Here is a 21,835-nt window from a genome sequence, read left to right as displayed (position 1 = left end):
GGCGCTAGCGTGACGACGCACGCCCGACTCTCCGGAGGCCCGCCGTGAGCCGCACCCCGAGCAGCCCGCACGACCCGCCCCAAGACCTCGACCCCGGCGCCGAATCCGACCCCGGCCCCGACTTCGGCTTCGGGCGGCCCTTCGACCGGGCCGGGACCGGGAGCAGCAAGTGGGCCCGGGCGGTAGGGCCCGGCGTGATCGCGATGGGGCTGGCGGACATGGACCTGCCCGGGCCACCGGCCGTCGCCGAGGCACTGGAGCGGCGTGCACGGCACCGGGCGTACGGGTACACGGCGTGCGACCCCGCCGGGCGGGAACTGGTGGCCCGGTGGTACCGGTCGCGGCACGGCGTCGAGATCGACCCGGACTGGGTGCTGCTGCTTCCGTTCGGCCCGCGCACCGCCGTCCGGCTGCTGCTGGAGGCGGTGCGCCCGACCGCGCCCATCGTCTTCCCGACGCCGGAGTGGGGCGGCTTCGCGCAGATCTGCCGGGCGGCCGGCCTGCCGTACAGGGAGCTGCCGCTGGCCGTGGCTGCCGAGGACGGCTACCACCTCCCGCCCGGCCCGCTCCCCCGCCCCGTCGGCGCCGTGCTGCTGAGCAATCCGCACAACCCGTCCGGCCGCGTGTGGCCGGCCGCGGAGATCAGCGAACTCGCCGAGAAGGCAGGCGAGGCAGGAGCCCTGCTGGTCTCCGACGAGGTGCACGGCGATCTCACCCACCCCGGCCACGCCCACCCCGTCGCGGTGGTCGCCGCCGGTCCGTCGAACCGGCACGTCGTCACGCTCAACTCCGTCGGCAAGACCTTCAACGCCTCCGGCCTCCCGAGCGGCTTCGCGCTCGTCCCCGACCCCGCACTTCGCGCCCGACTCACCGGCATCATGGCCGGTTTCGGCTTCTGGGAGGGCGGCCTCGTCGAGCAGACCGTCCAGCAGGCCGCGCTGCGCGAGGGCGGCCCGTGGCTGGACGCCCTGCTCGCCCACCTGGCCGCCGCCCGGACCCTGCTGACCGACCGCCTCGGCTCCGCCGTCCGCTCCGTACCGCAGGCCTCCTACCTGCTCTGGCTCGACGCCGCCGCCCTCGGCTTGCCACCCGCCACCGCCCGCCGGGCACTCCTGGACCGCTGCGGTCTGGAGGCCTCGGACGGCACCGAGTTCGGCCCCGGCGGCCACGGTGCGCTGCGCCTGAACTACGCCCTGCCACAGCCCGTGCTGGAGACGGTCCTGGAGCGTCTCCCACGCCTGTGAGAACCTCCGAAATGCCTCTGCGAACCTCCGAATCCCGCGAGAGACCGCCGGCTCCTGTGAGAACCTCCAGCCGCCGAGGAGCGACGCGGGCGTCGTACGCCTTCCGGGCGAACCGTGCCCGACTCGCCCGCGATTCCGGCCATTTCCACAGCTCAGAGCCACATGTGTGGGCAGCACGGCACTCCACCGGCGAACGTTCACACGATTTTTGCGGAGCGCCGCCGCATGCTCCGTAGCAGACTGGGCAAGGTAGACCGGGCCACAATCGTGATCCCGAGGAGAGTCCGGTGATACCCGTATCCCCCGCCACTCCGCCCGACCGGCAGAAGGCGCCACCGCCCCCGACGGGGGTGACCCCGCTGACCGAGTCGGGGGCGCGCAGCCACGTGTCGGGCGTCTGTTTCAAGATCGGACCGCCCCGGCTGGTGGGTGTCGAGGTGGAGTGGTTCGTCCATGACGACCGATGTCCCACCCGCATCGTCCCGCCCGATCGGATCCACGCCGCCCTGGAGTCGCTGCCGCTCGGCGGCGCGGACGGCACCTCGCTCCCTTCCGGTTCGCGTCTCACGCTCGAACCCGGCGGACAGGTCGAGCTCAGCTCCCCGCCCGCCACCGGCCTCCTGGCCTGCGTCGACGACACCCGGCGCGATCTCACCGCCCTGCGGGCCGCCTTCGCGGCGCAGGGCCTGCGCCTCACCGGTACCGGCACCGACCCGCTCGCCCGCCCCCGCCGGATGGTGCTGGACGACCCCCGCTACCTCGCGATGGAGCGGTTCTTCGACTCCGCCGGGCCGTGGGGCCGGATCATGATGACGGGCACCGCGTCCGTCCAGGTGTGCCTGGACGCCGGGGACGCGGACGGCCCGCACGCGGTGGACCGGCGCTGGCGGTTGGCCCACCGGCTCGGTCCGGTGCTGGTCGCGGCGTTCGCCAACTCGCCGCTGCTGGACGGGAAGCCGACCGGCCACCGGTCGACCCGGCAGACCGTGTGGTCCCGGATGGACCCGACCCGCACGCTCGCCCCCGGCCTCGACCACGGCGACCCTCGCGAGGCGTGGGCGCAGTACGTACTGGACGCCGAGGTGCTGTGCGTGCGCCGGCCGGAAGGACTGCCGTGGACGGCCCCGTCCGGCCTCACCTTCCGCGATTGGCTGCGCGGCGCCGGTGAACGCCCGCCCACGCTGGCCGACCTGGACTACCACCGCACCACGCTGTTCCCGCCGGTGCGCCCGCGCGGCCACCTGGAGCTGCGGATGATCGACGCCCAGCCCGGGGACGGCTGGGTGGTGCCCGCCGCCCTGGTCACCGCGCTGCTGGACGACCCGCTGGCCGCCGACACCGCGCTCGCCGCGCTGGAGCCGCTGGAGCGCGCGGACGGCCCGCGCCCGCCGCGCAGCGACGTCTGGCGCCGGGCCGCCACCCTGGCCGTGGCCGACCCGGAGCTGCGCCGAGCCACCCTCACCTGCTTCGCCGCCGCCGACGCCGCGCTGGGCCGGCTGCCCGGCGCCGGACGACTGCGCGCCGCCGTCGCCGAGTTCGCCGAGCGCTACCCCGCGCGCGGCCGCTGCCCGGCCGACGACCAGCTGGACGCCCTGCGCTCCGGCGCCCGACGCACTCCTCCGGAGGAGGCCGCACCATGACCGACGTCCGACCCACCGCCGCCGAGGCGGCGGACACCGAGGCGCTGCGCGAGACCATCGCCGCCGAGCTGCTGGCCGCCCGGGCCCGGACCGCGGCGCTGACCGACTGCGTCGAGGACCACGACCTCACCGCCCAGCACTCGCCACTGATGTCACCGCTGGTCTGGGACCTCGCGCACGTCGGCAACCAGGAGGAGCTCTGGCTGCTGCGCAACGTCGGCGGGCGCGACCCGATGCACCCGGAGATCGACCCGCTGTACGACGCGTTCCAGCACTCGCGCGCCGAGCGCCCCGGCCTTCCGCTGCTGCCGCCCTCCGAGGCCCGCGTGTACGCGGGCGACGTACGCGGCCGGGTGCTCGACCTGCTCTCCGCCAGCCCGCTGGAGGGGGCGCCGCTACTGGACGCCGGGTTCGCCTTCGGCATGATCGCCCAGCACGAACAGCAGCACGACGAAACGATGCTGATCACCCATCAGCTACGGAAGGGCGAACCGGTGCTGGCCGCTCCCCCGCCGCCGCCCGCACCCACCGACGCGGTCGGCCTGCCCGCCGAAGTCCTCGTCCCCGCCGGGCCGTTCACGATGGGTACGGACATCGAGCCGTGGGCGCTGGACAACGAGCGACCGGCGCACGTGGTCGACCTCCCGGCGTTCCGACTGGACACCACGCCCGTCACCAACGGCGCGTATCTGCGGTTCATCGCCGACGGCGGCTACGACGAGCCACGCTGGTGGACCCAGGAAGGCTGGGCGCACCGCCAACACGCCGGCCTGACCGCCCCGCTGTTCTGGCGGCACGAGGACGGTCAGTGGCTGCGCCGCCGCTTCGGCGTGCTGGAGCCCGTCCCGCTGGACGAGCCGGTGCTGCACGTCAGCTGGTACGAGGCGGACGCCTACGCCCGGTGGGCCGGGCGGCGGCTGCCGACCGAGGCGGAGTGGGAGAAGGCCGCCCGGCACGACCCGGCCACCGACCGCTCCCGCCGCTACCCGTGGGGCGACGAGTCCCCGGGCCAGGAGCACGCCAACCTCGGCCAGCGGCATCTGCGCCCGGCCCCGGCGGGCAGCTACCCGGCGGGCCGGTCCCCGCACGGCGCCCGGCAGTTGATGGGCGACGTGTGGGAGTGGACGGCCAGCGACTTCCTCCCCTATCCCGGGTTCCGGGCATGGCCGTACAAGGAGTACTCGGAGGTCTTCTTCGGACCGGAGTACAAGGTGCTGCGCGGCGGCTCGTTCGCGGTCGCGCCGGTGGCCTGCCGGGGCACCTTCCGCAACTGGGACTACCCGATCCGCCGGCAGATCTTCTCCGGGTTCCGCACCGCCGCCGACGACCCGGAGACAGACTGATGTGCCGTCATATCGCCTACCTGGGCGAGCCGGTGGCGCCCCGGGAGCTGTTGGTGACGCCGTCGTACGCGTTGTACCGGCAGTCCTGGGCGCCCCGGACGCAGCAGTACGGCACGGTGAACGCGGACGGCTTCGGCCTCGGCTGGTACGCGGAGGACGACGAGATCCCCGCCCGCTACCGCCGGGCCGGTCCGGTCTGGGCGGACGCCGCCTTCGCCGACCTCGCCCGGGTGATCCGCACCCGGGCACTGCTGGCGGCCGTCCGCTCCGCGACCGACGGCTGCGCGGCGGGCGAGCAGGCCGCCGCGCCGTTCTCCTCGGGGCGGTGGCTGTTCAGCCACAACGGCGCGGTGGCCGGCTGGCCGGGCAAGCTGGACGCACTCGCCGGGCTGCTGCCCCCGGCCGAGCTCCTGGACCTGGAAGCGCGAACCGACTCGGCGCTGCTGTGGGCGCTCACCCTGCACCGGCTGCGCGCCGGGGCGGGGCTCGGCGAGGCGCTGTCCGGCACCGTCGCCGACGTCACCGCCCACACCACCGGGCGGCTCAACCTGCTGCTCACCGACGGCCGCACGATCGCCGCGACCACCTGGGGCGACACCCTGCACCACCGGACCCTGCCGGGGCTCGGCGTGGTGGTGGCGTCCGAGCCGTACGACGACGATCCGAACTGGACGGCCGTCCCCGACGGCTCCCTCCTGCTGGCCGGGCCGAGCGACGCTGCTGGACCGAGCCACGCCGCTGGACCGAGCCGCGGCTTCGAGCCGATGAGGGTCACCGTCCGCCCGATCCCGAGCTGTGCCTGAGCCCGTTCCCTTCCTTCACCTTCTGAACAGAGGACCAGCCCTGTCATGAACGCCTTCGATCTCACCCGGCTGCTTCCCGCCGACCACTTCAGCACGGCGTTGCGCCACGACGTGCAGCACGGTCTGACCTCCGAACCCAAGTGGCTGCCGCCGAAGTGGTTCTACGACGCGCGCGGCAGCGAGCTGTTCGAGGAGATCACCCGGCTGCCGGAGTACTACCCGACCCGCGCCGAGCGGGCCATCCTCACCGCCCGGGCCGGCGAGATCGCCGCCGCCACGAAGGCCCGCACCCTGGTCGAGCTCGGCTCGGGCTCCTCCGAGAAGACCAGACTGCTGCTGGACGCGCTCAGCGCGCTCGGCACGCTGAGCACCTATGTGCCGGTGGACGTCAGCGAGAGCGCGCTCACCGCGGCCGGCTCCGCGCTCGCCGCCGAGTACCCCGGGCTCGCCGTCCACGGCGTGCTGGCCGACTTCACCGCCCGGCTCGGTCTGCCGCCGGACGGCGGCCCGCGCCTGGTCGCCTTCCTCGGCGGCACCCTCGGCAACCTGCTGCCCGACGAGCGGGCCGCCTTCCTGAGCGGCCTGCGCTCGGCGCTCGACCCGGGCGACTTCCTGCTGCTCGGCACCGACCTGGTCAAGGACCCGGCGGTGCTGGTCGCGGCCTACGACGACGCGGCCGGGGTGACCGCCGAGTTCAACCTGAACGTGCTCAACGTGCTCAACCGCGAACTGGCCGCCGACTTCGACCCGGCCGCGTTCGAGCACGTCGCGCTCTGGGACCCGGAGCGCGAGTGGATCGAGATGCGGCTGCGGTCCCTGCGCTCGCAGACCGTGAAGATCCCCGCCCTGGACCTGCCGGTGCACTTCGACCGGGGCGAGGAGATGCGCACCGAGGTGTCGGCCAAGTTCCGCCGCGAGCGGGTGGCCGAGGAGCTGGCGGCGGCCGGGCTGCGGCTGAGCCACTGGTGGACGGACGAGGACGGCCGGTTCGGGCTGTCGCTCGCCGCCCCAGTGTGATCGGCCCACGACGAGGCCCGCATCCGACCCGCCCGCCCCGCAACCAACCGCGACTCAATTTGGTTGTTCATCTTACGAATTCCAAGTGTGGGACATCCGGCTCCAGATGTACAAGGCTTGAACAGATACGGGTTACGATCACGGCTACCGAGCTCAGTGTTGAGTACCAGGAGTCAAGATCGTGAGCGTCACCCAGAAGCCCTCCGGGGCGGTCGAGGCCTCCGCGCCCGGCCGCCTCGGCTTCGTCGTCTTCATCACCGCCGCCGCAGCCCTCGGCGGGTTCCTGTTCGGCTACGACAGCTCCGTGATCAACGGCGCCGTCTCCGGCATCCAGGAGAAGTTCGGCGTCGGTGACGGCGTGACCGGCCTGATCGTCTCCTCGGCCCTGCTCGGGTCGGCGGTGGGCGCCGCGGTGGCCGGCCGGTTCGCCGACCGGTACGGCCGGATCAAGGTCATGAAGGCGGGCGCGCTGCTGTTCGCGGTCAGCGCGATCGGTTCGATGCTCCCGTTCTCGGCGTGGGACCTCGCCTTCTGGCGGGTCCTCGGCGGGGCCGCCATCGGCATCGCCTCGGTGATCGCGCCGACCTACATCGCCGAGGTCGCACCGACCAAGTACCGGGGCCGGCTGGCCTCCTTCCAGCAGGCCGCCATCGTCCTCGGCATCGCGATATCCCAGCTGATCAACTGGGTGCTGGCGGACGCCGCCGGCGGCGACACCCGCGGCCGGCTGCTCGGCCTGGAGGCGTGGCAGTGGATGCTCGGCATCTGCGTCGTCCCGGCCGCGCTGTACTTCGTGCTCTCCTCGGCCATCCCCGAGTCCCCACGCTTCCTGATCCAGGCTGACCGCCTCGACGACGCCCGCACGGTGCTCGCCCAGGTCGAGGGCGAGGGTGTCGACACCGACGCCCGGATCGCCGAGATCCAGGGCCTGATCGCCTCCGACCACCGCCCGCGCTTCCGCGACCTGCTCGGCGGGCGGTTCGGCCTGCTGCCGATCGTCTGGGTCGGCATCGGCCTGTCGGTCTTCCAGCAGCTGGTCGGTATCAACGTGATCTTCTACTACTCGTCGATCCTGTGGCAGTCCGTCGGCATCGACCAGAGCAACTCGTTGCTGATCAGCTTCATCGGCTCGGTCATCAACATCCTCGGCACCGTGGTCGCGATCCTGCTGGTGGACCGGATCGGCCGCAAGCCGCTCGCCCTGATCGGCTCGGCCGGCATGGCGATCGCCCTCGGCACCGCCGGCTGGGCGTTCTCCTCGGCCACCGGCAGCGGCAGCAACGTCTCGCTGCCCGACCTCCAGGGCACCGTCGCACTGGTCGCCGCCAACGCCTTCGTGCTGTTCTTCGCGATGTCCTGGGGGGTGGTCGTCTGGGTGATGCTCGGCGAGATGTTCCCGAACCGCATCCGGGCCGCCGCGCTGTCCGTCGCCGCCTCGGCGCAGTGGATCGCCAACTGGGCGATCACCGTCTCGTTCCCGTCCATGTCGCGGTGGAACCTCTCGGCGACGTACCTGGTGTACGCGGCCTGCGCGGCACTGTCGATCTTCTTCGTGGCCAAGTTCATGAAGGAGACCAAGGGCATCCGGCTGGAGGACATGGGCTGATCCGACGGTCGGACTTTTCGGCCCCCGCACCCTAGCGCGATCAGCGCGGGTGGGGGGCCGAATCGTTCACTCCCTGCGGCGGGCCGGCCACCTCCGGTACTCCTGGTCGCCAGGAGGGATGAGTCCTTGATCTTCAACCGGCTTCGCACCCACAGACCCGCCGCCGCTCCCGCCGCCGGCTGCCCGTACGCCCACGTCCCGGCGCCCGTAGCCGGGCCCGATCCCCTCGCAGCCCGGCCCGTCGTACCCCGGCCCGCGGATCCGCGGCCCGTCGCAAGGTCTTCGCCCGCGGGCCCGACCGACCCGCCGCTCCCGACGGTCCCGACGGTCCCGCCGTTCACCGACCCCGGCCAAGCCGCCGAGTTCGTCCGGCGGTTCCACCGCGAGCAGCCCGACACCGGTGCCCCGGACGCCCGGGTGCGCGCCGTCCTCGACGAGATCGACCGCACCGGCACCTACGAGCACACCCCCGCCGAACTCGCCTACGGCGCCAAGCTCGCCTGGCGCAACGCGGCCCGCTGCATCGGCCGGCTGTACTGGCGCAGCCTGGTGGTGCGCGACCTGCGGCAGCTGAGCGCGGCCGACGACATCGCCCGCGAGTGCTTCGAGCACCTGCGGCTGGCCGGCAACGGCGGACGGATCCGCCCGGTGATCTCGGTGTTCGCCCCCGACCGGCCCGGCCGCCCCGCGCCCCGCATCCTGAACCAGCAACTCGTCCGCTACGCCGGCCATCCGGCCGTGGACGGCTCCGACGGCATCACCGGCGACCCGGCTGGTGCCCAACTCGCCGCCCGCGCCCGGGAACTGGGCTGGAAGTGCGCCGAGGAGCGGTTCGAGGTGCTGCCGCTGCTGATCCAGGAGCGGGCCGGCGAGCGGCCCGAGTGGTACGACGTGCCGGACGACGCCACGCTCGAAGTCCCGCTCCGCCACCCGGAGTTCGACTGGTTCGCCGAACTCGGCCTGCGCTGGTACGCGGTGCCGGCGATCAGCGACATGACCCTGGAGATCGGCGGCGTGCGCTACCCCGCGGCACCGTTCAACGGCTGGTACATGGGCACCGAGATCGGCGCCCGCAACCTCGCCGACGCCGACCGCTACGACATGCTCGGCACCGTCGCCGAGCGGCTCGGTCTGGACACCTCCAGCCAACGCACGCTCTGGCGGGACCGCGCGCTGATCGAGCTCAACGTCGCCGTCCTGCACTCCTTCCAGGAAGCCGGGGTGACGATGACCGACCACCACACCGAGTCGGAGCGCTTCCTCGCGCACGTCGCGCAGGAGAAGCGGCTCGGCCGGCCCACCCCGGCGGACTGGAGCTGGATCGTGCCACCGGTCTCGGGCGGTCTCACCCCGGTCTACCACCGGTACTACGACCCGGTGGACCCGTCGCTGCGACCGGCCTTCGTGTCGCGCGAGCCCTGGTAGCCCCGCTACGAGCGCTCGGCAAGGCGCTCGTAGCGCAGCACGAGCCCGTCCAGCAGGGCCTCCAGGCCGGTCTCGAAGGCGCCCTCGTCGATGGTGCCGCGGTGGCCGGCCAGCCGGTGCGCCTCGCCGAGGTGGGGGTAGTCGGCGGCGTCGTACACCTCGGCGTCCGCCGGGAAGCCCGCCGCGAAGGAGGCCAGCGCCGAGCCGGTGACGAAGTAGCGCATCAGCGCGCCGATCCGGGTGGCCTGGCCGCGCGGCCACCCGGCGTCGACCAGGTGGCCGAAGACGGCGTCGGCCAGGCGCAGCGCGTTCGGCCGGCGGCGGGGGCCCTGGGCGAGGACGGGGACGATGTTGGGGTGGGCGGCGAGCGCGGCGCGGTAGGAGCGGGCCCAGTCGCGCAGCGCGTCCGGCCAGGGGGTCGCCCTCCGCTCGCCGTTCCCGTCGGACGTCGAGCCGGACATCGGGGCGGGCAGAGAGCCGGGTACCGGGCGGGATGCCGCGCCGAACATCGACAAGTCGACTTCGCCGATAACGCTGTCCACCACCGCGTCCAGCAGCTCGTCCTTGGTGGCGAAGTGGTTGTAGAGCGACGGACCGCTGACCGACAGCTCGGTGGCGAGGCGGCGGGTGGAGAGGGCGTCCAGGCCCTCGGCGTCGATCAGCTGCAGAGCGGCGGCGACGATGCGCTCGCGGCTGAGCAGCGGGGTGCGCGGGCGGGCCATCGGGTCGCGTTCCTCCGGTTCCTCCGGCCGGTTCCTCCGGCCGGGTGGGTGTGGACCGATTCTGGCAGGCGCCTCTTCCCAGTGCGGGCCGGTCGGGGTTACAGTCCCCTCCATAAAACTTGCAGCGCTAGTTTAATGGTCGGAGTCAGGGAGTCGCCGTGGATCTGGAGCTGTCCGAGGAACAGGCCGCCGTCCGGGACCTCGCCGCCACCTTCGCCGACCGCGAGATCGCGCCCCACGCCGCCGAGTGGGACCGCGCCGAGTCCGTCGACCGCGCCATCGTCGGCAAACTGGGCCGACTCGGCTTCCTCGGCCTCACCATCCCCGAGGAGTACGGCGGCAGCGGCGGTGACCACCTTGCCTACTGCCTCGTCCTGGAGGAGCTCGGCCGCGGCGACTCGGCCGTGCGCGGCATCGTGTCGGTCTCGCTCGGCCTGGTCGGCAAGTCGATCAACGGCTACGGCACCGAGGAGCAGAAGCGGCACTGGCTCCCCCGCCTCACCTCCGGCGAGGCGCTCGGCTGCTTCGCGCTCACCGAACCCGGCACCGGCTCCGACGCGGCCAACCTCACCACGCGGGCCGTCCGCGACGGCGACGACTGGCTGATCAGCGGCGCCAAGACGTTCATCACCAACGGCACCTGGGCCGACGTCGCCCTGGTCTTCGCCCGCACCGGCGGCACCGACCCGGACCAGCAGGGCCACAGGGGCATCACCGCCTTCCTCGTCCCCACCGACCTGCCCGGCTTCACCCGCACCGAGATCCACGGCAAGCTCGGCCTGCGCGGCCAGGCCACCGCCCAACTCGCCCTCGACCGGGTCCGCGTGCCCGACAGCGCCCGGCTCGGCGAGGTCGGCAAGGGCTTCCGCGTGGCGATGGGCGCGCTCGCCAAGGGCCGGATGTCGGTCGCCGCCGGCTGCGTCGGCATCGCCCGCGCCTGCCTGGACGCCGCGGTCCGCTACGCCGGGGAGCGCGAGCAGTTCGGCAAGCCGATCGCCTCGCACCAGCTCGTCCAGGAACTGCTCGCCGGCATCGCCGTCGACGTCGAGGCCGCCCGGCTGCTCACCTGGAAGGTCGCCGACCACATCGAGCGCGGCCTGCCGTTCGCCACCGAGTCCTCCGTCGCCAAGCTCTACGCGAGCGAGGCCGCCGTCCGGGCCGCCAACAACGCGCTCCAGGTGTTCGGCGGCTACGGCTTCATCGACGAGTACCCCGTCGGCAAGTACTTGCGCGACGCGCGGGTCATGACCCTCTACGAGGGCACCAGCCAGATCCACCAGCTGCTCATCGGGCGCGCGCTCACCGGCGTCAACGCCTTCTGATCTCCCGTTCTCCCACGCGGACACTCCCCCCTCGGACACTCTCCCTCCCTCGGAACCTCGGATAAGGAGCCCGACGACGTGCGTCCTGTCTACTTCGCCGCCGCCCGCCGTACACCCATCGGCCGGCTGCGCGGAGCGCTCGCCACGATCCGCCCGGACGACCTCTCGGCCACCGTGCTGCGCGCCCTGCTCGCCGACCTGCCCGCCCTCGACCCGGCCCGGATCGACGACGTCTACTGGGGCGCCGCCAACCAGGCCGGCGAGGACAACCGCAACGCCGCCCGGATGGCCGTCCTCCTGGCCGGTCTGCCGGAGACCGTCCCCGGAGCCACCGTCAACCGGCTCTGCGCCTCGGGCCTGGAGGCCGTCACGCTCGCCGCGCGGGCGATCGGCTCCGGCGAGGCCGACGTGGTCCTGGCCGGCGGCTGCGAGTCGATGACCCGCGCGCCCTTCGTCCTCCCGCGTCCCGACGAGGCGCTGCCGCACCGGATCGAGACCTACGACACCCGGCTCGGCTGGCGGCTCACCAACCCGCGCATGCCCGAACTGCACGGCGTGCTCAGCATGGGCGAGACCGCCGAGGAGGTGGCGAGCCGATACGGCATCGGCCGCGAGCGCCAGGACGCCTTCGCGCTGCGCAGCCACCAGCGGGCCGCCGCCGCGCGCAAGGACGGCCACTTCGACGCCGAGCTGATCCCGGTCGAGCGGCCCGACGGGGTGACGGTCGGTCAGGACGAAGGCATCCGCGAGGACACCAGTCTGGAGAAGCTCGCCCGTCTCAAGCCCGCGTTCCGCCCCGACGGCACCGTCACCGCCGGGAACGCCTCGCCGATGAACGACGGCGCGGCCGGGCTGGTCCTGGTCAGCGAGGAGGCGCTGCGCGACCTCGGGCTGGAGCCGCTCGGCCGGTACGTCGCCGGCGCCTCGGCCGGGGTGCATCCGGACGTCATGGGCATCGGCCCGGTGCCGGCTACGCAGAAGGTGCTCGGCCGGGCGGGCTGGTCGCTCGCCGACCTCGACAGCGCCGAGCTCAACGAGGCGTTCGCCGCCCAGGCGCTGGCCTCCGCCGACGGGATCGGGTTCAGCCCGGAGCAGGCCGACGAGGTGGTCAACCCCAGCGGCGGCGCGATCGCCCTCGGCCACCCGCTGGGCGGCTCCGGCGCCCGCATCCTCACCACCCTCCTGCACCGGATGCATCGCACCGGCGCCCGGCGCGGGCTCGCCACCATGTGCGTGGGCGTCGGTCAGGGCACCGCCGTCCTCGTCGAGAACGCCTGACGGCGGACGAGCCGACACACGACAGAGAACAGATGACAGATAGCAGATGACGAAATCTGTCATCTGTTATCTGTCATCCGCCATCCATCCTCTGCAACCATCCTCCGAGGAGTTGAAGTGACGCGTTTCGCAGGCAAGGTCGCCGTCGTCACCGGCGCGGCCCAGGGCATCGGCGCGGCCACCGCCCGCCGGCTGGCGGAGGAGGGCGCGACGGTCGCCGTCGTCGACCTCACCGCCGACCGTGCGGCCGGGACGGTCGCCGAGATCACCGCCAAGGGCGGCACCGCGCGGGCGTACGGCTGCGACGTGGCCGACTACGACGCCGTCGAGTCGGTGTTCGCCCAGGTCGCGGCCGACCTCGGCGGGGTGCACATCCTGGTCAACAACGCCGGGATCACCCGGGACAACCTGTTCTTCAAGATGCCCAAGGCCGACTGGGACGCGGTGCTGACGGTCAATCTGACCAGCGCCTACAACTGCAGCCACGTGGCGCAGAAGTACATGGTCGCGCAGAAGTACGGGAAGATCGTCTCGCTCAGCTCGCGCTCGGCACTCGGCAACCGGGGCCAGGCCAACTACGCCGCCGCCAAGGCCGGCATCCAGGGGCTGACCGCCACCCTGGCGATCGAGCTGGGCCCGTTCAACATCAACGTCAACGCCGTCGCCCCCGGCTACATCGCCACCGCGATGACCGCCGCCACCGCCGAGCGGGTCGGCAGCACGGCCGAGGACCACCAGACGGAGGTCGCAGCCCGGACGCCGCTGCGGCGGGTCGGGCAGCCGGAGGAGATCGCCTCCGTGGTCGCGTTCCTGGCCAGCGAGGACGCCTCGTACGTCAGCGGACAGACGCTGTACGTCAACGGCGGGGCGCGCTGACCGGCCTGCCGGATCCAGTGGAATATTACTGACGTGTCATCACATGGCCGTCCCGGGTGTGCGGTTACTTTCACCTGGGACGGCCTTTACCTTTTCGCGTGGCCGAGCATGACCATGCCGATGATCGGACTACCCCACCAAATGACTATGGCATGATCATGCGGCTATCGATGGGATGGCCGGACCGCCCCGACCGGACCAAGGTCGGGCCCTGCGTCCCCCAAGGAGTCCCATGGGCAGCCCCGCTACCCTTCGCCGCGCCCTGGCTCTGCTCGCCGTAGGGGCCACCGCCCTCACGGCCGGCACCATCTCCGTACCTGCGGTCGGCGCCACCACCGCCGCTCCCTCGCACAACCTGGCCGGCGTGCACGTCCGGCCCGCCTCCGCCGGGCACCACAACGCCGAAGGCCGCGTCGCCCCGCTGTCCACCACCCAGTGCGTCAGCCAGATCGGCATCCACTGCTACTCGCCGCTGCAGTACCGGACCGCCTACAACCTGAACCCGCTGTACCAGCAGGGCATCACCGGCAAGGGCCGCACGATCGTCATCGTCGACTCCTTCGGCTCCCCGACCATCCAGCACGACCTGGAGGTCTTCGACAAGCAGTGGGGCATCCCGGACACCCAGGTCGAGGTGGTCAAGTGGGGCAACGTCCCCGTCTTCGACCCCAAGAACCCCGACCACACCGGCTGGGCCGGCGAGACCACCCTGGACGTCGAGTACGCCCACGCGATCGCCCCCGACGCGCACATCGTCCTGGTCGAGACCGGCGTCGCCGAGACCGAGGGCACCACCGGCCTTCCCGAGATGATGGACGCCGAGAAGGCCCTCATCAAGGCCGGCCGTGCGGACGTCATCTCGCAGAGCTTCGGCGCCACCGAGAACACCTTCCCGGGCTACGACAAGGGCGACTTCAAGTCGCTGACCGACCTGCGCTACGCGTTCAAGGCCGCCGCCGACCGGAACGTCACCGTGCTCGCCGCCTCCGGTGACAACGGCGTCACCGACTCCCAGCTCAACGGCACCGACCTGTACCCGTACAAGGTCAACTCGTGGCCGTCCTCCGACCCGCTGGTCACCTCCATCGGCGGCACCCAGCTCACGCTGGACGACAACGGCAAGCGCACCGCGCCCGACAAGGTGTGGCACGACAAGTCCGGCGCCGGCGGCGGCGGTGTCTCCGGCATCTTCGAGCGCCCGTGGTACCAGGCCGGCGTCGCCGACGTCACCGGCAACCACCGCGGCACGCCCGACATCAGCATGAGCGCGGCCGTCGACGGCGCCGCCTGGACGTACGAGTCGTACGACCCGACCGCGGTCGGCTGGCACCTCACCGGCGGCACCAGCGAGGCCACCCCGCTGTTCTCCGGCGTCGTCGCCCTCGCCGACCAGCTCGCCGGCCACCGCCTCGGCCAGCTGAACTGGCGCCTCTACGGCCTCAACCTGCTCCCGAGCGACTGGAGCGGCATCGTGGACGTCAAGGAGGGCGACAACTCCTGGAACAACGTCAACGGCTACAAGGCCGGTGAGGGCTACGACCTCGCCAGCGGCCTCGGGACGATCGACGGCGCGAAGTTCGTCCACGCCATCGCGGGACGCTGAGCACCGGCCGGGCGGGAGGTCGGCGGCGGCCGGCGTCCCGCCCGGTGGGCGTGACCGGTAGCGGGTGACAGATGACAGCGAACAGATGACAGATTTCGAAATCTGTTATCTGTTCGCTGTCATCTGTCTTCTGTTACTTGTTCCCCGCGACGGGAACCGCCGCGGCGGCCAGCTGGGCGAGGTAGCGCTCGGCGGCGCGGAGCTTGCGGCCGTCCGGGCCCGGGAGGTAGGCGCGGAGCTCGATGATCTCCGGGGCGATCCGGATGGCCTCCGCGCGGTCCGGGATCGCGCGCCAGCAGGCCTCGGCGTTGGTGGCCGCCTGCTGGGTCTCGGGGTGGTCCGCGCCCTGCGAGCGGAGCAGGGTCAGGGCCACCTCACGGTAGATGTCCGCGGCCAGGGCCGGCTTGCCGGCCAGGCGGCACACGTGGGCCCGGACCTGGCGCACCTGGAGGACCGGCTCGGACACGGCACCGTGCTCGGCGATCGCCTCCAGTTCGAGGGCGAAGGCGAGGTCGGTCGCGGCGGCGTGGTCGCCGGCGTCGGCGCTGCGGACGATCCGGCCCAGGGTCTCGCGGTAGTCGGCACGCGGCTGCGGGGCGGCGGGCGCCGGGGTCGGCGCGGGTGCGTCTGCAGGGGCCTCGTCTTCCGCTGCGGCCTCGTCCGGTTCTACCGCCACCTCCTCCGCGGCGGCTTCCTGCGGCTCGTCGGCCGTCACCTCCACGGCCGGGAAGTCGTCCTCGGGCTCGTCAATCGTCATCTCCGCGGCCGCGAGGGCGTCCTCGGCCTCGTCGGTCGTCTGCGGCAGGGCGGCGTCGTGGGGATCCTCGGCCGCCTCCTGGGCCGAGACGGCCTCCAGGAGTTCCTCCAGCTCGTCCACGACCGGCGCAGCGACCGGTGCAGCGACTGGCGGCGCGGGCTTCGCCAAGGTCACGCCCGACTGCGGGTTACCCTCCTCGGGGGCGTCCGCCGGAGCGGGCTTGCGGAGCGTCACGCCCGAGGAAGCATCCGGCAGTTGCTTCAGCAGGCTGACCGGATGAGCGGGTGGCAGCGGAGTGGGCGGCACACCGGGCTTGATCAGGCTCACCATGGCAGCCGACAGTGCCTGGGCCTCAGGCGCCGGAGCCTCGGATACCGGAGCCTCGGGTACCGGGGCCTCCGTCGGCGCGGGCGGCTCCACCAGGGCGTCGCGCGGTTCCGTCGGCTGCGGCATGACCGCTGCCGGGCGGGCGAGGTCCACCGGGACGGCGTCCGACGCCACCGGGCTGTCGGCGCGGCGGGCGGTGTTGCGGAAGACCGGGCGGTCGGGGGCGTGCGTGGCCACGATGACGACGTCCGGGCGCAGCACCGAGTACACCTGCTGGTGCAGTTGCTCGGGCGCGAGGACGTCGCCGGCGCCGGGGCGTCCGCCGTGCAGGGCCTCGATGAGCGCGCGGGTGAAGGTGCCGATCTGCTCCGGGTCCGGGCTGACCACGGCCCAGAGCGGGATCCCGTCGGTGAGCGGCGAGGCCGCGCCCTGGAGCTGCGGCAAGGCGCTCGGGTCGGCGCTCAGGTCGGCGATGACGAGGGTCTGCCAGTCGGCCGGACGGTGGCTCAGCTCGGCGGCGACCGCCTGCCAGGGCAGGCCGTCCTGCCGGATGCTGCCGGGCTTGGAGTCGCGCAGGGTCAGGTGGAGTTGGCCGCCGCGCTTGTCCGCGAGCAGGTGGCCGCCGAGGTGGACGAGCAGCGGGCCCGGGTGGCGGGCGGCGGCACGCAGGTGGGCGAGGACGGTCTGCGGGTCGCTCGCGCCGGGCAGGTGGACGGCGTCGACCGCGTCGGCGGCCAGCAGCACCTGCGGCGAGACGGCGGCGAGCATCGCGGACAGCACGGGCGCCTGGGCGGGTCCACCGCGGCCCCAGGTGCGGCGGCCGGCGTTGCCGTAGCCGCCCTCGACGACCAGGATCCGCCCGCGCGGCGCCGTCCCCAGCCCGCCGACGCCTGGCACGGCGAAGGGCAGCGGCGTCGCGGTGGCCGAGCCCGGACCCGAGGCCGGCGCAGGGGTCGGCCCGGGGATCGGCGCGCCGACGGCGGGCATGCCGGTGAGGGTCCATCCGGTCGGCGCGGCCGGCGGCTGCACGGGCGGCCGATCCGGCGCCGGAGCCGGCGGGGCGGCCGGGGGCTCGTACAGGGCGGCCGGACCGGGCGGGTGCTCGTCGGCCGGGACGCGAGGGGACGGCGGTACGGCGTCCCGGGGTCCCGCGTCCGCTGCCGGATCGGGGCCGCCGGGGACAGCTGTCGTCTCCGCCATCTTCTGGTCACCGCCCCACCCCGCCGCTCGTGCGGCGTCTGATGCCCTTGCTGCGCGGTGTCCGGTATCCGGCACCACTCCCGTTCGCGCCACCCTACGAGATCCCGGCACGCCCGAGCCAGGCCGGGTGGCCGATCGGCGCGTCCATCGGCGCGTTCGACGCCCCGGCCGACGGCCGAGCCGCCGCAGCCTCCGTCAACTTCCCGTCGGGGAACGGTCGTTGGATGACGTTCGGAACACCCAGCCACGACACTCCCCCGACGTGTGAAGCTTTCCGGCCGACCGGTGATCGAACTGTGCTCGGACGGCCAGCGCGTGACGCCCCCTCCGGCAAGCGCCGGAGGGGGCGGGCGCGGCCGGGTCAGGAGCCGGCCAGGAGGTCGCGCAGGAGGGCGACGGTGTCGGCGTCGAGCTCGCGGCCGGTACGGCGGCTGAGGGCGTCGAGGCGGTTGACGGCGCGCAGGAGTTGGTCGCGGGCGCCGGCGGAGGCGTAGGCGTAGAAGAGGTCGCGGTGCAGGAGTTCGACGTCGGGGGCGACGGCGAGGCCGCGGAAGACGGCCGCCTCGGCGCAGCGGTGGTCCCCGTACTGGAGGCGGCGGGCGGCGAGTTCGTGGGCGGTGTCGACGATCGCGGCGATCATGTCCTGGCGTTCGGCCTCGGCCCAGCCGTAGGAGGCGGGCGGGGCCTCGGCGAAGGGGGCGCCGCGGACCAGGGCGAGCGCGTGGGCGAGCGCGGCGTCGGCGGTCGCGCTGGTGCTGCGCATGCCGCGCCGGTAGAGGCTGCGGAACTCGTCCCAGTCGCACGTGACGGCCGGGGCGAAGGAGTAGCCGTCGGGATTGTCGGTGGCGAGGAAGGCGCGGCCCTCGGGGGTGGTGCCGAACCAGGCGGCCAGGTCGGCGACCTTGCCGGGGAGCGGGCTCTTCGCGTCGGCCGCGGTCGGGTGCGGGTCGAGGTGGGCGGCGCCCGGGTGGAGGTCGTGGTCGAGGGCGTGGTGGTCCGCACCGGGTCGCAGCGCGAGGTAGACGGCGAGCTCCGTGAGACGGGGCAGGGCGGAGGCGTCGGCGGTGCCGAGGGTGCCGGCCACGTCGACCGGGCCGAGCAGGCGGATCCGGGGGGCGTTGCGGGCGGTGTGCGCCTCCGGCGAGCGGAGGATGGCGAGGAGGTCGTCGCAGTCGCTGCGGCCGGAGGTGGCGACGCGGGCGGCGGGGGCGGTGGCGGCCGTGGCGGCCGGTCCGGGCTCGGGCGTGGGATCGGCAACGGACACGGGCACCGGCACCGGCTCCGGCTCCGGCTCCTGCTCCGGCTCCGGCTCCGGCTCCGGACGGGACGGGACGCGCGGGTCGGTACCCGTGGACGCGGGGGCGGGGTCGTGGGTCGGCGCGGGCTCGGCGGCCGGTTGCGGCACGACCGGCTCCACCGGGAGCACGGCCTCCCCCGACGCCTCGGCCTCGGCCGGCAGTCGCAGGTCCCGGGTGTTCTCGTCGGCGGCCGGCCCGGCCTCGGCGCCGACCGCCTGCCGGCCCTGCCCGTTGACGGCATGGCGGCCGTGGCCGGCGGTCGGCGCGGCCGGGTCGGTGCCCGCGAACGGGCTGGCGCCGGTGCCGATGACCCGGGTGAGCAAGCGCGGTCCGGCCGCCGGGTCGGCGCCGCCGGCACCGGCCTGCGCCGGGCCGCCCACGATGGCCAGCACCGGTACGGCGGCGGGCAGTTCGGCGGTGTCGGAGTCGCTGTCCGCGTTCGTGTCGGCGTCGGAGTCCGGTGCGGGGTCGAGCCCGGGACCGTCCAGCGTCCAGGCCGGGGCCGGGTGCTGGGTGGTGTCGTCGGCGGCCCGGAGCAGTTCGGCCAGCCGGTCGTACTGCTGTCCGGTCAGTCGCTGGAGCTCGACGGTCAGGTGCAGGCCGGGGATGGTGGCCTGGCCGGTGGCGGGCAGGGTCCAGCGGGCGATCGGGCCGGTGCCGCGCTCGGGCGCCCGGGTGACGACGGCGACGCAGGTGCGCGGGCGGGCGTCGAGCAGGCGGCCGAGTTCGGCGGGGATGCCGCCGCCGGGCTGCTGGGCGCAGAGCACGATCTCCGGGGTCCAGGACTCGTCGGCCCGGCCGCGGCTGCGGGCGTCGCGCGGGCTGGTGGCGTCGGCGGCCACCAGGGTGGCGCGGGCCTTGGCGGTGCGCGGGCCGAGGGCGGCGAGCGCCGCCTCCAGGGTGGCGTGGCGGTGGACGCGTTCGGCGGCAGGGCCGCTGATCGGCACCTCCTCGGCCAGGTCGACCAGGTGGAGGTGGAGCCGGTCGGCGAGCGGGCTGTGGGCGAGCTCGATGGCGAGGGTGCGCAGGACGTCGCGGGCGTCGTCGGGGTGGCCGGAGAGGTGGAGCAGCCGGACGGTCTCCAGATCGGCGAGGACGACCGAGCCGTCGGGCGAGGTGCCGAGGGTGACCAGGGCGGGGTAGGGCGCGGCGGTCCGGCGGGCCTGGGCGGCGTTCAGCAGGTCGCCGGCGTCCGCGCTGCACCACCACACGTCGGGGGCGTGGGCGGCACGGAACGGCGCGATCGGCGTGGCCGGGCCGGAGAGGTGCAGTTCGACGGTGTGGCCGGGGGTGATCCGGGCGGCGACGATGGCGGGCAGGCGCTTGCCGCCGCGGACGGTGTTGCGGGCCATGGTGCGCAGGGCGCGGTCGAGCAGGTCGAGGCCGGCGTCGTCCCGGCGGGCGCGGAGCTCGTTCTCGAAGGACGAGGCCTCGGGGGTGGGCATGGTGATGCGGTGCCGGGGACGGCGGGCGCGCAGCTGGGTGCCGCGCTTGTGGGCGACGGTGCCGACCATGATCGCCGCGAGCAGCACGCCGACGGTGGAGGCGGCGAGGGCCACGGTGTAGTCGCCGCCGTGGGCCGCGTCGGCGTGCGCGGCGGGGGCGGGCGCGTTGTCCGGCGCGTGCGCGGGTGCCGGGGTGGCGTTGGTCGGCGCGGGAGCCGGAGCCTGGGTGGCCGGAGCCTGGGTGGCGGGCGGCTGGGTGGCGGGTGTGGACGGCGCTGGGGTCGGCTGTGCCGGAGCAGGGGCGGGGGCAGGCGCGGGCGTGGGAGCAGGCGCAGCCGCCCCCGGCACCGCGAGCACCATCCCCGGCACCAGCTCGTCCGGGTCGGTCAGCCGTTCGCCGTCCGGCGCCTGGGCGCCCTTGTTGGCCTCGAACAGCTTCGGCCACGCGTCGGCGTCGCCCAACTCCCGCTGGGCGATGGCGGACAGGCTGTCCCCCTCCTTGACGGTCACGGTCGCGTGCCCGGACCCGGCCCCGCCAGCCGCACCCGACCCGTCCGTCCCGGACCGCGGCGTCGGCGCCTGGGCGGGAGCGGGAGCCGGGGCCTTGGCCTCGTCCGGCTTCGCGTCGCCCGGCATGAGCAGTTCCCACCCGGGCTGGATCGGCCGGTCGGCGTCGAAGCGGATGCCCGAACCGTCCATCACCCGGCCGTCGTTGAGCTTGGCGATCTCCACCCAACGCTCTCCGGAGCCCAGTTGCCGCTCGGCGATGGACCACAGGCTGTCGGCGGGCCTGGTGTCCCGCACGGTGTAGGTGGGGTGCGGGTCGGCGGCGGGCGTCAGGACGGGAGCGGCCTGCGCCGCGGGGAGTGCGGCCCGCTGCGCGCCGGCGCTCAACCGGGCCGGGGCGGTGGCGGTCTGGGGCCGTTCGGGGACGGCCGCGAAGGCGGACCCGGCCACCGGCAACAGGGCCAGCACGGAGCCGACCAGCCCGGCCGCGAGCCGCTGGCTCCAGCCGAAGGCGGGGATCCGGCGGGCGATCCGCCCGCGCAACTGGGCGGGGATCTCCAGCAGGACGGAGAACGCGAAACAGGCCCACGCGAGCCAGCCGACGACCACCAGCAGCCAGAGGAACAGCCGACCGTCGTCCGGACTGGTGAGCGCCTGCCCGATGCCGTCCGGCGCGACGTCACCCATCGCGGCGACCGCCTGGGTGCCGTACAGCAGCAGCGCGGGCAGGCCCAGCAGAAGGGCGGCCAGGGTGACCAGCGCGGCGAGCGCGGTGATCACGGCACCGGTGCGGCCCCGGCCGCCGGCGGTCCGGGCCGGCGCCGCCGGAACTCTCCTATGCCCCTTGGGCGTTCGGGCCTGGGCGGTTCGAGCCTGATCCGGGGCAGGTCGGGCCTGGTCCTTGACGCGTGGCGCGGCCATCAGTCGGTCTCCGCTTTCTCGACTCCGTGGACGAGGGTGGCACTGCCCTTGCCCATTACCTTCCGCTCTCCCAACTTGCCCAGCAGCACGGGCCGGAAGTCGCTCTGCACCGTGACGGTGACGACCGTGCCGTCCGCGGAGAAGTCGACCCGGGCGGCCTTGAGGCCGTACAGCCCGAGGTAGGCGTTGGCGGCCTGCTCGACGTACTCCTGCTTGACCTTGACGCCCTTCCCCTGGAGGACGGCGGCCTGGTCGAGCTGCTGGCCGCCGACCCGGGCGGCCTCCTGGGCGTAGGCGTCGGTGCGTTCGGCGACCCGCAGCCGGCCACCGACGTCGACGACGATGGCGATCACGAACACGAGGTGGACCGCGCAGATCGCCACGAAGAGGGAGACGGCACCACGGTCCGAGCGCCGCGGACGTCCTAGCGGGCGCCGGAGCCTCGAACGCCGGCCCTCCAGCCGGCTGACCAGACCTGCACGCATCTTCAGACCCCCTCCC

Annotated in this window: 15 protein-coding genes; 11 read left to right on the top strand and 4 right to left on the bottom strand. The window is 73.9% G+C overall.

Going from position 1 to position 21,835, the window contains the following annotated elements; genetic code table 11:
* The first annotated feature begins 44 nt into the window (after positions 1-44).
* The 7 genes from F7Q99_RS23785 to F7Q99_RS23755 all read left to right on the top strand — a co-directional run bounded on the left by F7Q99_RS23785 (position 45) and on the right by F7Q99_RS23755 (position 9,078).
* The gene (locus F7Q99_RS23785; RefSeq protein WP_153464597.1) at positions 45-1,244 is read left to right on the top strand and encodes an aminotransferase class I/II-fold pyridoxal phosphate-dependent enzyme; all 1,200 of its coding nucleotides are present in this window, start codon (positions 45-47) and stop codon (positions 1,242-1,244) included.
* 287 nt (positions 1,245-1,531) lie between these two features.
* Positions 1,532-2,884, top strand: a complete 1,353-nt coding sequence (egtA, locus tag F7Q99_RS23780; RefSeq protein ID WP_326847034.1) for an ergothioneine biosynthesis glutamate--cysteine ligase EgtA — start codon at positions 1,532-1,534, stop codon at positions 2,882-2,884.
* Entirely contained in the window at positions 2,881-4,227 is a 1,347-nt protein-coding gene (gene egtB, locus F7Q99_RS23775) for an ergothioneine biosynthesis protein EgtB (protein ID WP_153464595.1), read from the top strand. The genes egtA and egtB overlap by 4 nt, the downstream gene beginning before the upstream one ends.
* Positions 4,227-5,030: an ergothioneine biosynthesis protein EgtC gene (gene egtC / locus F7Q99_RS23770; RefSeq protein ID WP_153464593.1), complete on the top strand. Its 804-nt coding sequence runs from the start codon at positions 4,227-4,229 to the stop codon at positions 5,028-5,030. The genes egtB and egtC overlap by 1 nt, the downstream gene beginning before the upstream one ends.
* A gap of 45 nt (positions 5,031-5,075) precedes the next feature.
* On the top strand, positions 5,076-6,047 hold the full coding sequence (gene egtD / locus F7Q99_RS23765; protein WP_153464591.1) for an L-histidine N(alpha)-methyltransferase: 972 nt from the start codon (positions 5,076-5,078) through the stop codon (positions 6,045-6,047).
* A gap of 178 nt (positions 6,048-6,225) precedes the next feature.
* Positions 6,226-7,653: a sugar porter family MFS transporter gene (locus tag F7Q99_RS23760; protein ID WP_407697874.1), complete on the top strand. Its 1,428-nt coding sequence runs from the start codon at positions 6,226-6,228 to the stop codon at positions 7,651-7,653.
* 126 nt (positions 7,654-7,779) lie between these two features.
* Positions 7,780-9,078 carry a nitric oxide synthase oxygenase gene (locus F7Q99_RS23755; protein ID WP_153464589.1) on the top strand — a complete coding sequence of 433 codons (1,299 nt, stop codon included), beginning with the start codon at positions 7,780-7,782 and terminating at the stop codon, positions 9,076-9,078.
* A 5-nt stretch (positions 9,079-9,083) separates the two neighbouring features.
* Here F7Q99_RS23755 and F7Q99_RS23750 read toward each other — a convergent pair whose 3' ends face one another.
* Entirely contained in the window at positions 9,084-9,800 is a 717-nt protein-coding gene (locus tag F7Q99_RS23750; RefSeq protein WP_153464587.1) for a TetR/AcrR family transcriptional regulator, read from the bottom strand.
* Positions 9,801-9,958: 158 nt separating this feature from the next.
* Between F7Q99_RS23750 and F7Q99_RS23745 the strand changes: the two genes are divergently transcribed.
* From F7Q99_RS23745 to F7Q99_RS23730, 4 genes are all read left to right on the top strand, one after another.
* On the top strand, positions 9,959-11,122 hold the full coding sequence (locus tag F7Q99_RS23745) for an acyl-CoA dehydrogenase family protein (protein WP_326847032.1): 1,164 nt from the start codon (positions 9,959-9,961) through the stop codon (positions 11,120-11,122).
* 78 nt (positions 11,123-11,200) lie between these two features.
* Positions 11,201-12,400 carry a thiolase family protein gene (locus F7Q99_RS23740; RefSeq protein WP_326847031.1) on the top strand — a complete coding sequence of 400 codons (1,200 nt, stop codon included), beginning with the start codon at positions 11,201-11,203 and terminating at the stop codon, positions 12,398-12,400.
* Positions 12,401-12,517: 117 nt separating this feature from the next.
* Positions 12,518-13,276 (top strand): 3-oxoacyl-ACP reductase FabG, encoded by a 759-nt coding sequence (gene fabG, locus F7Q99_RS23735; RefSeq protein WP_326847030.1) that lies wholly within the window; start codon positions 12,518-12,520, stop codon positions 13,274-13,276.
* A gap of 232 nt (positions 13,277-13,508) precedes the next feature.
* The gene (locus F7Q99_RS23730) at positions 13,509-14,879 is read left to right on the top strand and encodes a S53 family peptidase (protein ID WP_153464583.1); all 1,371 of its coding nucleotides are present in this window, start codon (positions 13,509-13,511) and stop codon (positions 14,877-14,879) included.
* Between the two features lie 133 nt (positions 14,880-15,012).
* Here the strand turns inward: F7Q99_RS23730 and F7Q99_RS23725 are convergent, their stop codons facing one another.
* The 3 genes from F7Q99_RS23725 to F7Q99_RS23715 all read right to left on the bottom strand — a co-directional run bounded on the left by F7Q99_RS23725 (position 15,013) and on the right by F7Q99_RS23715 (position 21,819).
* Complete coding sequence (locus F7Q99_RS23725; RefSeq protein ID WP_153464581.1) at positions 15,013-17,163, bottom strand: hypothetical protein; 2,151 nt, start codon at positions 17,161-17,163, stop codon at positions 15,013-15,015.
* Between the two features lie 361 nt (positions 17,164-17,524).
* Positions 17,525-21,334, bottom strand: coding sequence for a LysM peptidoglycan-binding domain-containing protein (locus tag F7Q99_RS23720; protein ID WP_153464579.1), 3,810 nt, complete (start codon positions 21,332-21,334; stop codon positions 17,525-17,527).
* Positions 21,334-21,819, bottom strand: a complete 486-nt coding sequence (locus tag F7Q99_RS23715) for a hypothetical protein (RefSeq protein WP_153464577.1) — start codon at positions 21,817-21,819, stop codon at positions 21,334-21,336. Before F7Q99_RS23715 ends, F7Q99_RS23720 begins: the two co-directional genes overlap by 1 nt.
* Positions 21,820-21,835: the final 16 nt, after the last annotated feature.

The organism is Streptomyces kaniharaensis (assembly GCF_009569385.1).
In the GTDB taxonomy this organism is placed as follows: Bacteria; Actinomycetota; Actinomycetes; order Streptomycetales; family Streptomycetaceae; genus Kitasatospora; species Kitasatospora kaniharaensis.
The sequence above is the reverse complement of the archived record's forward strand: the minus strand, read 5'-3'. Positions and strand labels throughout refer to the sequence as shown.